The following is a 15,144-nucleotide window of genomic DNA, read 5'->3' as shown; positions in this document are numbered from 1 at the left end:
GGTTGGTGTAAAACCATTTTCTTCTTTCATCATATTCAGTAAATTAGTGGGACCTTAAAACAGGCCGTATGAAAAAGAAAATATTACTGGTGATCCTTATCATCCTTGTGGGCATTCAGTTTATCCGCCCGGCGCGCAATGAATCTGCCGTTATTACGGCCAATGATATCAGTCAACATTACCATGTTCCCGTTCCCGTACAGGACATCCTCAAGCGGGCTTGCAATGACTGTCATACCAACAATACCAACTATCCATGGTATACTAGTATTCAGCCGGCAGGCTGGTGGATGCAACATCATGTGGATGAAGGCAAGCGTAGCCTGAACTTGAGCGAGTTTGGCACCTACAAACCCAAAGACCAGGACCATGCCATGGAAGAGATCATTGAAGTCATTGAAAAGAATGAAATGCCCCTGAACAGTTACCTCTGGATACACAGAGACGCTAAGCTCAACGAAGCAGACAAAAAAACACTCCTTGACTGGGCAAAGCAGCTAAAGGCAGAGATCGCGGCGGTGAAGTAACCCGCTTTTTCAATAACTTTGCCGTCCATTCATGCAGGTACCCATTGCACATAAATTATTACAGCACCAGTTCTGGCTTTCGCCCGACCGCTGTATTTTCTGGGAAGAAGAAAAAGCGCTGATCGTTTCAGACCTTCATTTCGGAAAATCGGGCCACTTCCGCAAACATGGTATCGCTATTCCGCAAACCGTTTACAAGAACGACCTGCAACGCCTCATCAGTCAGCTACAATATTTTCAGCCCAGGCAACTGATCGTGGTAGGCGACCTGTTTCACAGCCATGAAAATAAAGAACTGGAACTTTTCAAAAGATGGCGGCATGACCTCGCCGGCCTTCCCATCCGGCTGGTGAGGGGCAATCACGATATCCTGCATGAACAATGGTACCGCGAAGCCGCTATTGAAGTGATAGAAGACTCCCTGTGCATGAACCGGCATTTCCATTTTATTCATGACCTGCCCGAAGAAATAGATACCACGGAACAACAATATTATTTCTCCGGACACCTGCATCCCGGCATCTGTATCAGCGGAAAAGGAAAGCAGTCCCTGTCATTCCCTTGCTTCTACTTTACCAAAACATTTTGTGTATTACCTGCCTTTGGCCAATTTACCGGCCTGGCCATGATACGACCTGCTGATGATGAAAATGTTTTTGCCATTGTCAATAAACAGATCATCCAGTTACAATGAGCACGTCCCTATTAAAGATCGCCTACGATCCCATTTATGCGCATCCCCTGCCCGAAGGCCACCGCTTCCCGATGATAAAATATGAACTCATCCCGGAGCAGTTGCTCTATGAAGGCAGTATCACCACACAAAACCTGTTTGCGCCAGTACCTTGTCCGGATGAAGTAGTATTGTGGACGCATGATGCGGCCTACCTGGAAAAGCTACACCAGCAAACACTCTCCGCCAAAGAGCAGCGGCATATCGGCTTTCCGCAATCACCGGCGCTTATACAACGGGAACTGATGATCACCCAGGGCACGATTGATTGCTGCCATTATGCTTTTGAACATGGCGTAGCCATGAATGTGGCCGGTGGCACCCACCATGCTTTTGCCGACCGCGGCGAAGGCTTTTGCTTACTGAATGATTTTGCAGTAGCGGCCAATTACCTTTTGCACCATAAGCTGGCGCAAAAGATATTGATCATTGATCTCGATGTGCACCAGGGCAATGGCACTGCGCGCCTCTTTGAAAAAGAGCCGCGGGTATTTACCTTCAGCATGCATGGAGATCATAACTATCCCTTCCACAAAGAGAAGAGCGACCTGGACATTGCCCTGAAAGATGGCACCCATGATGCCATCTACCTGCCCCTGCTGGAAAATACCCTGCAAACATTGATCAATCAGTTGCGGCCAGATTTTGCATTCTTCCTGTCGGGCGTAGATATCCTGTCTACTGATAAGTTTGGCAAGCTGCAGGTTACATTACCCGGTTGCCGCAGAAGGGATGAGATTGTATTCACTATGTTACGCCGCCACCAGATTCCCTGCACCGTAGCCATGGGCGGCGGTTATTCGCCAGATGTAAAGACGATCGTAGACGCCCATTGTAATACCTTCCGGGCAGCTCTGGATGTTTATTTTTAGTTACTCTACAACTATAACGAACAACGTAATAATCAATAATTATTAATTAATAATTATTGATTATTACGTTGTAAAAAGATGACATGCGGCTTGTATGGTTACGAGGCAACCGGTACTGCCAACCTAATGTCAATATCCTCAATCCGTCCTTAATTCGCTTTCTTCTTCTTCAGCTTACTCACTTGTTCCTGCAGGTCGCTCACCACGCTGGCCAGTTGGTTCACATCCCAGCGTTGTTGTGTATTGACCTTACTGATGACCATAGTAGCCTTCCACAATTCAATCACATCTTCCTCGTTGATATTATAAGGCTGGTAAGCTACATTATCGCTGATGAGGGTAAGCTTGTTCTTAGTGCGTGTATTTTTCAACACCCGTTTGTACACAATACCTTCATTGCGGGAGATGACGATATAGGTATTATTGCTCTTCACGTCCTCCACATCATCTACTTTTTCCCCTACGATCACCGAGCCGCTGGGCGTGGGCAACATGGAATCACCCACAATTTCAAAAGCCCGGTAAGAGCCCGGTGCCAGCATCGGCAACGTGAACGTATTCAGTTCATCCAGGAACTCCGGGTCAGCATAACCAGCCAGGTAGCCAGCGGCGGCTTTCACCGGTACCAGTTGAATCTCATTGGTGCCGGCGGCCATTTTCTGCGCCCGTCGCTTAGCCAGGTAATTACCTTTGGTATCTCCAAGATCTTTCAGCAACAGTTCATCCAGGGTGAGCTTAAACATTTCCCCCACCAATTCCAGCACTTCAATACGCGGGTCCGCTCTTTCTTCCTCATAAGCGCCCAATAGAGATCGTTTGATGCCCAGCTTATTGGAGAACTCTTCCTGGGTCCACCCCCTCAACTTGCGGAGATACTTCAGGTTTTTACCAGCTATTGCCATAGACTAATAATTTTAGCAGTAAAAATACTAACTATTTTGTCACTCAACCAAATAATTTTTTGAGTAAAGTGTCTTATACACATTAAATTTTAAAAAAGCCACTCCCTCTTCCCCACTCACCATTCACAACTCACTACGCTCAATGCTCAATCCATCCGCTTTCATTTTTCGGCCTGCCTTTTAATAATAAGTTTTGTCCCCGGTAATATTTACCAGAACATAGAAAGCTTAAATCGAATGAAGACGTTAAAGAAGGTCCTGAAATGGACAGGTATAGTCATTGTTGCCCTGATCCTCATTTTAGTCATCACAGTAGCCTGCCGGCAAAACATGAAATATGAAGCGCCTTATCCCGATATCCAGGCTTCTGCCGACAGCAGTATTATTGCCCGGGGCAGGTACCTGGCCTATGGGCCGGGACATTGTGCCGACTGTCATGGCGCACCGGAATCCCGGGAACTGATGCTGAAAGGACAGGAAGTGCCGCTGTCCGGCGGTATGCCTTTTAAACTCCCCATTGCCAATATTTATGTCAGGAACATTACGCCTGATATGGAAACCGGCATTGGTAAGCGAACAGATAAAGAAATTGCCCGCCTATTGCGCTATGGCGTAAGGCCTGATGGCACAGCCGGGCTGGATTTTATGCCTTTCCACAATGTTACCGATGAAGACCTTACCGCTATCATCTCCTTTTTACGAACCCAAAAACCGGTAAAACACAAGGTGCCAGACCACGAGATCTTTGCCCTGGGCAAAGTGGTGAACGCCTTCCTCATAAAACCCGTTGGTCCCAGTGGTGAAGTGCCCAAAAGCATTCCCCGCGACACTTCGGTTGCTTATGGCCAATACCTCGCAAACAGTATTGCCAACTGCGCAGGTTGCCATACCAACCGCGATATGATGACCGGCGCCCCCATCGGTGAACTTTTTGCCGGCGGTCTTAAAATGGAATCGGCCATAGACCCCGAAAACTATTCCATCTTCACGCCCAACCTTACGCCCGATTCTACCGGCAGGCTCTTTGGCTGGTCACAGGAACAATTTATCAAACGCTTCCGCCAGGGAAGGCTCATCCCCCACAGCGTAATGCCATGGCCTTCTTACTCCCGTATGAGTGATGATGAGCTGAAAGCCCTGTATAAGTTCCTTCAGACCCTGAAACCAGTTAAAAATGTAGTTAAACCAGGGGTAATAGCCAATAAGGAGTAATTTCTAATATCTCTTACTCATTGATAATCAATAAAGGGGTTCAAAAGCCAGTTACTGATTGTTGAACCCTTTTTCTGCCTTTTTGCCCGGAATAAGAGTAACCTATTACCTTCATTCGTCAGCTTTCACTCCCATCGCTTTTCCTTACCTTTGACGTCCTGTCAAATTGGCTCGTTATCAAAGTATAGCACTTTTTTTGACAACAGTATTGGCTCACAGATCCCACAGATTTTCACAGAAACCCATGTCTCTGTGTTAATCAGCCAGATCTGCGGGAACTTTGTTACAATTAAATCATCAACCAGCTATAATCATGTTAGGTTTTTTATCTAAAATGTTCGGAGGCAGCAAGTCGGAGAAGGATATTAAAACTATCCAGCCCATCGTGCAGCAGATCAATCAGCACTTTGCTGCTTTCCAGTCCCTGAGCAATGACCAGTTAAGGAATAAAACACAGGAATTCCGTCAGCGCATAAAAGCCCACCTGCAAAAGATTGACGACGAAATTGCCGGGCTGAATAAGCAGGCTGAGGAACTCCCTTTCAGTGATATTAATGGCAAAGACGTTATTTACCAGGAGGTAGATAAGCTGATCAAAGACCGTGACAAGCAGATAGAAGTAGTATTGAAAGAATTGCTGCCCGAAGCTTTTGCTGTGGTCAAAGAAACCGCCCGCCGCTTCAAGGAGAATACAGAGCTCGTAGCCACCGCCACTCAGCTGGACCGCGACCTGAGCGTGAAGAAAGACTATATCCGTATTGAAGGCGATAAATCCATTTTCAACAATACCTGGAATGCCGGCGGCGCCCCCATTACCTGGAACATGGTGCACTATGATGTGCAGCTTATTGGTGGTACGGTATTGCATGAAGGGAAGATCTCCGAAATGGCCACCGGTGAAGGTAAGACCCTCGTATCTACCCTGCCTGCCTATGTAAATGCATTGGCCGGGGAAGGCGTGCACATTGTAACCGTGAACGATTACCTCGCCAAACGTGACTCCGAATGGAACGGGACCATTTTTGAATGGCTGGGCCTTACAGTAGATTGTATTGACAAGCACCAACCCAATAGTGCCGACAGGCGCAAGGCTTACCAGGCCGATATCACCTACGGTACCAATAACGAATTTGGTTTTGACTACCTGCGCGATAACATGGTGCATACACCGGAAGAAATGGTGCAGCGCAAACACCATTTCGCCATGGTGGATGAGGTGGATAGCGTATTGATCGACGATGCCCGTACGCCGCTGATCATTTCAGGTCCTGTACCCCGTGGCGATGATCAGCAATACCATATACTCAAGAGCCGGGTGGAAAGACTGGTAGACATGCAAAAGCAGGTAACCAACAAATACCTGAACGAGGCTAAAAAGTTATTCGCCGAGGGAGATGATGAACCCAAAAGCGGCGGTCTGGCCCTGATGCGCGCCTACCGTGGCTTACCCAAAAACAGCGCCCTGATCAAATTCCTGAGCGAGTCGGGTGTACGGGTGAAGCTGCAAAAATCAGAGAACTATTACCTGGCCGACCAGCAGAAGCAAATGCCTGTGGTAGACCAGGAATTGTATTTCCATATTGACGAAAAGAATAACCAGGTAGAATTGACCGACAAAGGTATCCAGGCAATCACCAAATCCGGTGAAGATCCTGAGTTCTTTGTACTGCCGGATATTGGTGTGCAACTGGCAGAGATCGAAAAAGAAGAGCTGGACAGTGAAGAAAAGCTGCAACGCAAGGAAGCTGTACTGAATGACTATACTATTAAGGCCGACCGTATCCATACGGTACAGCAGTTATTGAAAGCCTATACCCTGTTTGATAAAGATGTAGAATATGTGGTGATGGAAGGGGCGGTAAAGATCGTTGATGAACAAACGGGTCGTATACTGGATGGCCGCCGTTACAGCGACGGTTTACACCAGGCCATTGAAGCCAAGGAAAACGTGAAGATCGAAGCCGCTACACAAACCTACGCTACCATTACCTTACAGAACTACTTCCGTATGTACCATAAGCTGGCCGGTATGACCGGTACAGCGATCACAGAAGCCGGTGAGTTCTGGGATATTTACAAACTGGATGTGGTAACCATTCCTACCAACGTAACCGCCATCCGCAAAGACCATGAAGACCTGGTATATAAAACCAAGCGTGAAAAGTACAAAGCCGTTATTGATGAGATCGAACAACTGCGTAATGCAGGCCGCCCGGTACTGGTAGGTACCACTTCTGTAGAGGTGAGTGAATTGCTGAGTAAGATGATGGCGGGTAAAAAGATTCCCCACAACGTATTGAACGCAAAACAACACGCCCGTGAGGCGCAGGTAGTGGCCGAAGCTGGCCTGGCCGGCGCTATCACCATTGCCACCAACATGGCGGGTCGTGGTACGGATATCAAGCTGGGGCCTGGCGTGAAAGAAGCCGGTGGTTTGGCCATTATTGGTACCGAACGCCATGAAAGCCGTCGTGTAGACAGGCAGTTGCGTGGCCGTGCAGGCCGTCAGGGCGATCCCGGTACTTCCCAGTTCTATGTATCACTGGAAGATGAGCTCATGCGTTTATTTGGCAGTGAGCGCATCGCTTCCATCATGGACCGCTTTGGTTATAAGGAAGGCGAAGTGATCCAGCACAGCATGGTGACCAAGAGCATTGAACGCGCACAGAAGAAAGTAGAAGAGAACAACTTCGGTATCCGTAAGCGTTTGCTGGAATATGATGATGTGATGAACAAACAGCGGAACGTGATCTATAAGAAACGTAACCACGCCTTGTTTGGAGACCGCCTGGCGCTTGACCTTGATAACGCCTTCTATATTGTAGCAGAAGGATTGATCAGCTCATTCCAGGAGCAGGATGACTATGAGGGCTTCAAAATGGCAGCGATCGTCAACTTCGGTATAGACAGCGCCATCACAGAAGAAGAGTTCAAGAAAAGCAATCCCAACCAACTGGCCGACCAGCTTTACAATGAAGCCGTTACCCGCTACCAGCGGAAACTGGCCGAAGTACAGCAGCAGGCAGTACCGGTATTCAAAAATATCCGCACTACCCAGGGCAGCCACATCGAAAATGTGGTAGTACCCTTCACCGATGGCAAGAAAGGCATGCAGGTGCTGGCCAACCTGAATAAGACCGTTGAAACAAGTGGCCGCGAACTGACCAACGCCCTGGAACGCCAGATCACCTTAGCCATCATTGATGATGCCTGGAAAGAGCACCTGCGGGCCATGGACGATCTGAAACAAAGCGTACAGACAGCCTACCTGGAACAGAAAGACCCGCTGGTGATCTATAAGATCACGGCCTTTGACCTGTTCAAGCGTATGGACAGTGATGTAAATAAAGACATCATCAGCTTCCTGTGCCATGCCAACATACCTGTGGAGCAGCAGAACGGCCAGCAGATCAGGGAAGGACGTGAAGAGAAAACAGATATGAGCCGTATGCAGGCCAATAAGGAAGACATTGAGCGTCGTGGCGATGACTATGCAGCCAATGAAAATGATTATTATGATCCCTCCCCTGTTAAACAGGAGCCTGTACGTGTAGGCCCCAAGGTAGGACGTAATGATCCATGTCCCTGCGGCAGTGGCAAGAAGTTCAAGAACTGCCACGGTAAAGACGCATAAGTATTTAATGATAATATTTCAAAAAGCATCCACTTGTGTGGATGCTTTTTTTATTCGCAATTCCTTTGATTTTGCCATGCTAAAAGCCCTGTACATTTGCGTGTACAACCTATTACAGACAACTTATCCCGGGAACAATGAACAACCTAAAAATAGCAACCGCTCAATTTGAAAACAAAAGCGATGATAAAGCATACAACCTTTCCGTTATAGACCAGTTGGCACAGAAGGCAGTTTCACAAGGCGCCCATGTCATTGCTTTTCATGAATGCTCCATCACCGGCTATACCTTTGCCCGGCATCTTTCCAAAGAACAGATGCTGGCCATTGCAGAACCCATCCCTGATGGAGCAAGCATCAAAAAGCTGCAAGCCATTGCCGGCAAATACAATATAGCTATCCTGGCAGGACTTTTTGAAAAAGACCAGGAAGACAAATTATTTAAGGCCTATGTATGCGTTGATAAAAACGGATTGATTGCTAAGTACCGGAAACTACATCCTTTTATCAATCCCCATTTAACGCCCGGCGATCAATACTGTGTATTTGACCTGTATGGCTGGAAATGCGGCATCTTGATTTGCTATGACAACAATGTGATTGAAAACGTAAGGGCTACCACCCTGCTGGGCGCTCAGGTTATCTTCATGCCGCATGTTACCATGTGCACACCTTCTACCCGGCCCGGTGCAGGTTTTGTAGACCCTGTACTGTGGGAAAACCGGGAAACAGATCCCACCTCCCTGCGACTGGAATTTGAGGGCATGAAGGGGCGCGACTGGCTCCTGAAATGGTTACCGGCAAGGGCTTATGACAATGCCATATATGTTGTCTTCTCTAACCCCATCGGCATGGATGATGACCAGTTAAAAAATGGTTGTTCTATGATCATTGATCCCTTTGGAGATGTTATTGCGGAATGCCGCACGCTGGGAGATGATTTTGTAACTGCAACCCTCACACCGGAAAAACTCACCCAGGCAGGCGGTTACCGGTACATCAAAGCCCGCCGGCCAGATCTGTACCGCGATATTATCGGGCAGGAACATACCCCAGAACAGAAAGTAGTATGGCTTGATAAACAATAAATCATGTTTTTTAATAACTAACTTCCGTTGCACAATGAAAAGAACCTGCATATATAGTTGTACCATTCTGCTTTCATTAATCATAAGTCTGCGCTCACCCGCCCAGTCGCCATCCCCCAAACTGAAGATAACCCACCTCACCGGTGATTTTTATGTATACACCACCTATAACCTCTGGGGCAAAACGTATTTCCCTTCCAATAGCATGTATCTCGTTACCGGCAAAGGTATAGTAATGTTCGACACTCCCTGGGATACTACCCAGTTCCAGCCCCTGCTGGATAGCATCAAAGCCCGCCACCACAAAGAAGTGGTCCTTTGTATCCCCACCCATTTTCATGAAGACAGAACAGGCGGATTGGCATTCCTGCAGGCCAAAGGCATACCTACCTGGTCTACCCAACAAACCTATGAGCTATGCCGGCAAAAGGGAATGCCACAGGCACAATTCCGCTTCACCAAAGACACCACATTCCACATAGGCAACCACCAATTTCAAACTTTCTACCCCGGAGCAGGCCATGCGCCGGATAACATAGTCATTTGGTTTGTCAACGAAAAAATACTCTATGGCGGCTGCTTTGTCAAAAGCACAGAGGCTACCGGCCTGGGCAACCTGTCAGATGCCAACGTACGGGAATGGCCCAGGTCTATCAATAGGGTCATGAATAAATTTCCTGAGCCCCGTTATGTAATACCGGGACACGATGGCTGGACGGATAATCAATCTTTACAGCATACCTTGCAGTTGCTAAAGGCGCATAAAGAATGAAGCAGCCATTTCACAAAGCACTGATCAGTTTTATTTTCTTTGGTAATTACTTCTATGGATTGTGTGCGGTAGCTCTTTCCATTGAAGCCAGCCTGCAACAGCGGTACCCGCTGAACAGCCTGCTGTATTACACCATCGTATTCTGCGCCACTGTTCTCTACTATACCAGGGCCTACATCACAGATGTCAATGTAACTACCAATAACAAAAGAATACTTTGGTATGTGCAGTTCAGGCGATGGGTATTCTTTTCCCAGATCCTGTTCACCATCATCGTGATCCTATGTGCAGGGATCTTCCTGTACAAGAACTGGCAACACCTGAAATGGCTATCCTGGTGGCACTGGGCCCTCATATTTATTTTCCCCGTCACTGCAGCCCTGTACTATGGCATCAACAGTAAAAAGTTTGGCAGGTTTAACCTCCGGAATTCGGGCTGGCTCAAACCTTTTGTAATAGGGTTTGCCTGGGCCGGACTGGTAACCGTATACCCTGTATTGTTTTACAGCCTTGACTATGGGCTCATCTTTGAGCCTACGCTGGTAGGGCTCTTTCTCTTTATCAAGAACTTCATGTTCATCACCATACTGTGTATTATGTTCGACATTAAGGACTATGCAGTAGATTACAACCGCCAGCTCAAAACATTCGTGGTAGAGGTAGGCTTGCGCAACACCATCTTCTATATCATCATTCCTTTATGTATCATTGGCCTGGTCTCCTTTATCTCCTATGCCATCCTGCGCCATTTTCATGTCCTGAAAATAGGGCTGAATATCATTCCATTTGCAGCCCTTATTGCCGTAGCCTGGTCCATGCACCGGCGCAAATCCATCCTTTATTACCTTATTATCATTGACGGGCTCATGCTGGTGAAAGCCTTGTGCGGCACTGTCGCGATGCTCTATTTCTGATCATCCAAATGGGTAAATAATTGTTAAAAGCACAATTGTTGACATTTATTTAATCCTATAACTTATAGCTAGTTATACAGGTTTTTCAACCCCTGTGCTAAGTAAGAACCAGTACCGGCCGCCACAATATTTCCGGCATTAATGACTGCACATTATCTTTGCCTATGTTACACCTGAGTATCATATAAGCTGGTTGGCACCAGCTTTGCTTACGGAGTACCCTAATGTTAGTTCTACAACCATGAGTCTCGGAAACAAAGTATTAAGAGCCAGGAAGAGTAAAGGTCTTACGCAAGAGCAACTGGCAGAGAGAGCGACCGTCACCGTACGCACTATTCAACGTATTGAAAGTGATGATAGCATTCCACGCGATTATACCCTCAAGGCTATAGCTGCAGCGCTTAATATGCCCTTTGAAGAGTTCATCTCCGTAAGGTCATGCCTCCGGATCACCAATGATTGTTCCCTGTTAAATGGCGAACTCCCGACCACAAAACAGACACAGGAAAAATGCCGCCACTTCCTGCAATTGCTTAACCTTTCAGCTTTTTCTTACCTCGTGGTCCCCTTTGTACACTTCCTCATTCCCATCCTGCTCCTGAAAAAGTGGAAAGAAAAGAGCGATACCCTGCTCACTACCGGTCAGCGCATCATCCGCCAGCAGATATACTGGACCATCTCTACGCACTTCCTGTTGCTGCTGACGCTTGTTTACAACCTCATTCAAACCACCTGGTTCGATAAGAGCAACCTGCTGAACTACCTTTGGATCTTTGCCGGCATGTACATCCTCAACGCCTTCATCATCTTTTTTACGGCGCTCAGGATCAGGAATAACAACCGGGCTTCTTATATAAATGGCTGATTGTCATTCAATGTCAGGTAATTGTCGGGTGAATGTCAGGACTATCCGGGCAGGCTCCGCCCTATCTTCAGGGCATGAAAAAAATACTATTTGTCTTCATCTTCCTGCCCCTCCTGTTGATTGATCAGGCACTGGCGCAGCTTCCTCCATCCCTCCCTCCCAATCAGTTAACATTGCCTGCAGGCAACTATACCCTGCCCCTGCACTGGAAAGGCGATAGCCTCCGTGGGCGATGGGAACCTTATGTTGCCCTGCTGATCCCGGTCACCCTTCCCGGCTGTCCCCAAACATTTTACATGCAGTTCGATACAGGCGCTCCGTATTCGCTGTTTTATGGGAATAAGCTGCAGGCCATTCACCGGAAGTACCCGGCCACTACTGCGCCGGGTGATAGCCTGACCAACTACCGTTTTAAAGCCGGCCCGCTTCCTATTACCGCCCGGCAAATAGCCATACGCTCATTCGACAGTAGTGGCATTGATTGGAAAAACAAACGCGCTCCGCAGATCATTGGCACCCTGGGCGCCGATCTCCTGGAGAACAAGGTCATCATCATTGATTATCCCCGGAAAAGTTTATTCATTGGCGACAGTCTGCCTGCCCACCTGCAGCCAACCCAACTGACCAGCTTCCTGTTTGCCATGCGGCGCATATTATTACCGGCTACTATTAAGGGGAAAAATACCATCCTGTATTTTGATACAGGCTCCAGCGCCTTTGAATTGCTCACCGATAAAGCCACCTGTCATAAACTGGCGTCCGATAGTTCCGGGGCCGTACAATACCCTGTGCAGTCCTGGGGAAAAACATTAACGGCCAATACCATTGCCACCAATGACAGCATAACGGTAGGCGGACTTACTATTCCTGTTCGCCATGCCACCTGGATAGAAGGTGTTAGTGACGACCAGGTGAGCCAGATGATGAAAATGGGCATCGGTGGGATGACGGGCAACAAATTGTTTTTATCCTATATACTTGTATTAGATACCAAAAGCAAAAAGTTCGGCCTGCACCGGTGAGGCATAGGGTTCTACTCCGGCTAAAATTTTGTATATTTAGGTAAAGCCAGTCACATGAGAAAAATAATGGCAGCGCTCTTCCTGCTTTCAATAGCTGCGTTGGCCCGGGGGCAACAAAGTTTTGGCAGTGCCGCGGGCCGGCCGGTTGCTGTTGGCCGCCTGCCGGATATGGTGCCCGATGAATCGGTACGCACCAAATTCCTCAACCAGGAATGGACACCTGCAGTAGTTACTTTTAAAAATGGCGCCCCTGCCATGAAAGTCCCGGTACTCTTTGATGAGTTTGCCGAAAAAGCATACTACCAGGAAGGAACTACCACCATGGAGTTCAACCATCCCATTGCCTCTATTTCCATGTTACTGCTGATCAAAGGCGATACTGCCTATGTCACTTTCAGGAACTCCTATCCGCCAGTTCATAAAAACACAGGAGAAACATTCTATGAAGTACTGGTAGATGGTAAATTCCAGTTGCTTTCCTGCAAAGCAAAAACCATTGGCCTTTACAAAGAGGATGTACCGGAAGATCAGCGAAAAGACCAGATTAAGGAAATGATATATGCCTTCTTCCCCGACGGACAAATGGTAGAGATCAAAAAGGATAAAGACTACCTCTACACCCTGCCGAAATATGGTGAGGTGATTAAAAGCATGGCAGCCTCCAAAAAGCTGAAGCTGAAGAATGACAAGGCGCTCAAAGAATTGTTCCAGTACCTGAATGAACAATAATACAGTGATCAGTATCTTTATACAAACAGGATACTGATGGATACCAGGAAAGAGATCTTACCGGCCGTAGCGGCTATCATCTTCAACCAGGAAGGAGAAATACTATTGCAGCGTCGTAAAGATGTAGATCAATGGGGCATCATCTCCGGCCATGTGGAATTTGGTGAAAGTGTAACAGATGCTATACTGCGGGAAATACAGGAAGAAACTGATACCACGGCAGTCATCAAACGGTTTATAGGCATCTACTCTTCGCCCTTTTCACAAACCTACCGGTACAAAGACCGCACCGTTCAATATGTAACTTCCTACTTTGAGGCCAGCTTATTAAAAGAAATACCGGACAATTTTTCCAATGAAGAAACAGCCGAACTGCGTTTCTTTCCTAAAGAGGCACTACCACCGGCACTGGCGCAGGTAAATCCTTATTGGCTGCAGGACGCCCTGGACACACAGGCCCCTCCTTTCATGCGATAAAAAAAACGGCGGGCCATCTTTGTTAAGATAACCCACCGCTTACTATAGGGAACGGATTAAAATTTTACTTCAGTCCATATTTGTACTTGTAACGTTCGTACAATTGTTTGTGCTTATCTGTCAGGTTGATCTCCCGGCCCTGGATAAAAGCATGCAGGATAATATTGCTGCGCATATCCAGCAGGTCACCATCACACACCAGCAGGTTGGCATCCTTGCCGGCTTCTATAGAACCAGTCTTGTCCCCTACCCCTAATATTTTGGCAGCATTCAGGGACACAGCAGCCAGCGCCTCTTCTTTAGTAAGGCCATAGGCTGCCGCTGTACCGGCATTGAATGCCAGGTTGCGTTGGCGGGTGCTGCCATCATCGTCATTAATAGCAAAGAGCACACCAGCTTTTTGTAAAGCAGCCGGTGTTTTATAAGGCTGGTCCACATCATCGTCTACCATCGTAGGCAGGCTGTGCATCGAGCCCAGGATCACTGCGATATTATTTTGCTTCAGCAGATCGGCAATCTGGTAGCTCTCAGAGCCGCCCACGATCACCACATCAAAGCCAAACTCTTTGGCAAAGTCAACAGCCACCAGCATTTCCTTTACAATATTGCAATGCACAAACAGCTTTTGCTTCTTGCTGAACAGGCCTTTCACGGCTTCATACTTCAGGTTGGTTTCCCCATGGCTGGCCTCCTGGTAGTAGGCTTTGGCTTCGCGGAAAAATACTTTTATCCCTTCTATCTGGTCCAGCGCCCGCTTAATGGGATCACCGGCAGGTTGCTGTCCTTGCCCAAAACGGCCAAAACCACCACGGCCACCGCCGCGCAATAGCAGGGAGGGCATGCGGAAGTGCATCGCATTATCGGCCAGGTAAGCGGCATCTTCCCAGTTCCAGGCATCCAGTTGTACTACAGAAGAACTTCCCGACAGTACACCCCCCTCAGGTGTTACATTCGCCAGCAGGATGCCATTATTACGCAGGGTATTGATCACTTTTGAATCGGTATTGTACGCTATCAGTGAATGGATATTGGGGTTCATCTGCCCCAGCTCACTGACATCATCGGTAGCGCGCACACTCGATACCTCTACCAGGCCCACATTAGATTCAGATAAAATAAGACCGGGATAAATATGCTTGCCTTTGCAATCAATCACCTTTACATCGGCAATGGCGGCGGCAGGACGCACATCAACAATCTTTCCTTTGGAAAATACCACCATGCCGTTCTCGATCACCTGCCCGTTACCTACATGCACAGTGGCATTGGTGAGCGCAATAGTTTGTGACTGGGCGGTAGCAGGATATACTGTTTCCTGTGCGGAAACCTTGGCTACCATCCAGCTACCCATTAATATCGTGAAGAATATTCTTTTCATAATTCAGTTCGTTTACAGG

At 47.6% G+C, this 15,144-nt stretch carries 14 protein-coding genes; 12 read left to right on the top strand and 2 right to left on the bottom strand.

The window, feature by feature from the left end:
• Positions 1 to 68: 68 nt before the first annotated feature.
• From HB364_RS18875 to HB364_RS18865, 3 genes are read left to right on the top strand one after another with little or no spacing between them, the layout of a single operon-like run.
• The gene (locus HB364_RS18875) at positions 69 to 527 is read left to right on the top strand and encodes a heme-binding domain-containing protein (protein WP_167289852.1); all 459 of its coding nucleotides are present in this window, start codon (positions 69 to 71) and stop codon (positions 525 to 527) included.
• 31 nt (positions 528 to 558) lie between these two features.
• On the top strand, positions 559 to 1,221 hold the full coding sequence (pdeM, locus tag HB364_RS18870; protein ID WP_167289851.1) for a ligase-associated DNA damage response endonuclease PdeM: 663 nt from the start codon (positions 559 to 561) through the stop codon (positions 1,219 to 1,221).
• On the top strand, positions 1,218 to 2,132 hold the full coding sequence (locus tag HB364_RS18865; RefSeq protein WP_246228551.1) for a histone deacetylase family protein: 915 nt from the start codon (positions 1,218 to 1,220) through the stop codon (positions 2,130 to 2,132). Before pdeM ends, HB364_RS18865 begins: the two co-directional genes overlap by 4 nt.
• A 149-nt stretch (positions 2,133 to 2,281) precedes the next feature.
• On the opposite strand, the gene HB364_RS18860 is transcribed toward HB364_RS18865, so the two are convergent.
• On the bottom strand, positions 2,282 to 3,034 hold the full coding sequence (locus tag HB364_RS18860) for an XRE family transcriptional regulator (protein ID WP_167289850.1): 753 nt from the start codon (positions 3,032 to 3,034) through the stop codon (positions 2,282 to 2,284).
• Positions 3,035 to 3,271: 237 nt separating this feature from the next.
• Between HB364_RS18860 and HB364_RS18855 the strand changes: the two genes are divergently transcribed.
• The 9 genes from HB364_RS18855 (at position 3,272) to HB364_RS18815 (ending at position 13,747) form a co-directional block, all read left to right on the top strand.
• On the top strand, positions 3,272 to 4,246 hold the full coding sequence (locus HB364_RS18855) for a c-type cytochrome (RefSeq protein ID WP_167289849.1): 975 nt from the start codon (positions 3,272 to 3,274) through the stop codon (positions 4,244 to 4,246).
• Positions 4,247 to 4,559: 313 nt separating this feature from the next.
• Entirely contained in the window at positions 4,560 to 7,880 is a 3,321-nt protein-coding gene (secA, locus tag HB364_RS18850; protein WP_167289848.1) for a preprotein translocase subunit SecA, read from the top strand.
• Between the two features lie 137 nt (positions 7,881 to 8,017).
• A complete protein-coding gene (locus HB364_RS18845) occupies positions 8,018 to 8,968 on the top strand; it encodes a nitrilase family protein (RefSeq protein WP_167289847.1) in 951 nt (316 codons plus the stop codon).
• 34 nt (positions 8,969 to 9,002) lie between these two features.
• Positions 9,003 to 9,740, top strand: a complete 738-nt coding sequence (bla, locus tag HB364_RS18840; RefSeq protein WP_167289846.1) for a BlaB/IND/MUS family subclass B1 metallo-beta-lactamase — start codon at positions 9,003 to 9,005, stop codon at positions 9,738 to 9,740.
• A complete protein-coding gene (locus tag HB364_RS18835) occupies positions 9,737 to 10,654 on the top strand; it encodes a UbiA prenyltransferase family protein (protein ID WP_167289845.1) in 918 nt (305 codons plus the stop codon). The genes bla and HB364_RS18835 overlap by 4 nt, the downstream gene beginning before the upstream one ends.
• 241 nt (positions 10,655 to 10,895) lie before the next feature.
• Complete coding sequence (locus HB364_RS18830) at positions 10,896 to 11,519, top strand: helix-turn-helix domain-containing protein (RefSeq protein WP_167289844.1); 624 nt, start codon at positions 10,896 to 10,898, stop codon at positions 11,517 to 11,519.
• A gap of 74 nt (positions 11,520 to 11,593) precedes the next feature.
• Positions 11,594 to 12,541, top strand: coding sequence for a hypothetical protein (locus HB364_RS18825; RefSeq protein WP_167289843.1), 948 nt, complete (start codon positions 11,594 to 11,596; stop codon positions 12,539 to 12,541).
• A 54-nt stretch (positions 12,542 to 12,595) separates the two neighbouring features.
• A complete protein-coding gene (locus tag HB364_RS18820; RefSeq protein ID WP_167289842.1) occupies positions 12,596 to 13,270 on the top strand; it encodes a hypothetical protein in 675 nt (224 codons plus the stop codon).
• 36 nt (positions 13,271 to 13,306) lie between these two features.
• Positions 13,307 to 13,747 carry an NUDIX domain-containing protein gene (locus HB364_RS18815; protein WP_167289841.1) on the top strand — a complete coding sequence of 147 codons (441 nt, stop codon included), beginning with the start codon at positions 13,307 to 13,309 and terminating at the stop codon, positions 13,745 to 13,747.
• Between the two features lie 64 nt (positions 13,748 to 13,811).
• On the opposite strand, the gene HB364_RS18810 is transcribed toward HB364_RS18815, so the two are convergent.
• Positions 13,812 to 15,125, bottom strand: coding sequence for an amidohydrolase family protein (locus tag HB364_RS18810; RefSeq protein WP_167289840.1), 1,314 nt, complete (start codon positions 15,123 to 15,125; stop codon positions 13,812 to 13,814).
• Between the last annotated feature and the right edge of the window lie 19 nt (positions 15,126 to 15,144).

This window comes from Paraflavitalea devenefica, assembly GCF_011759375.1.
GTDB classification, from domain to species: domain Bacteria; phylum Bacteroidota; class Bacteroidia; order Chitinophagales; family Chitinophagaceae; genus Paraflavitalea; species Paraflavitalea devenefica.
This window is presented reverse-complemented; position numbering and strand designations above follow the sequence as displayed.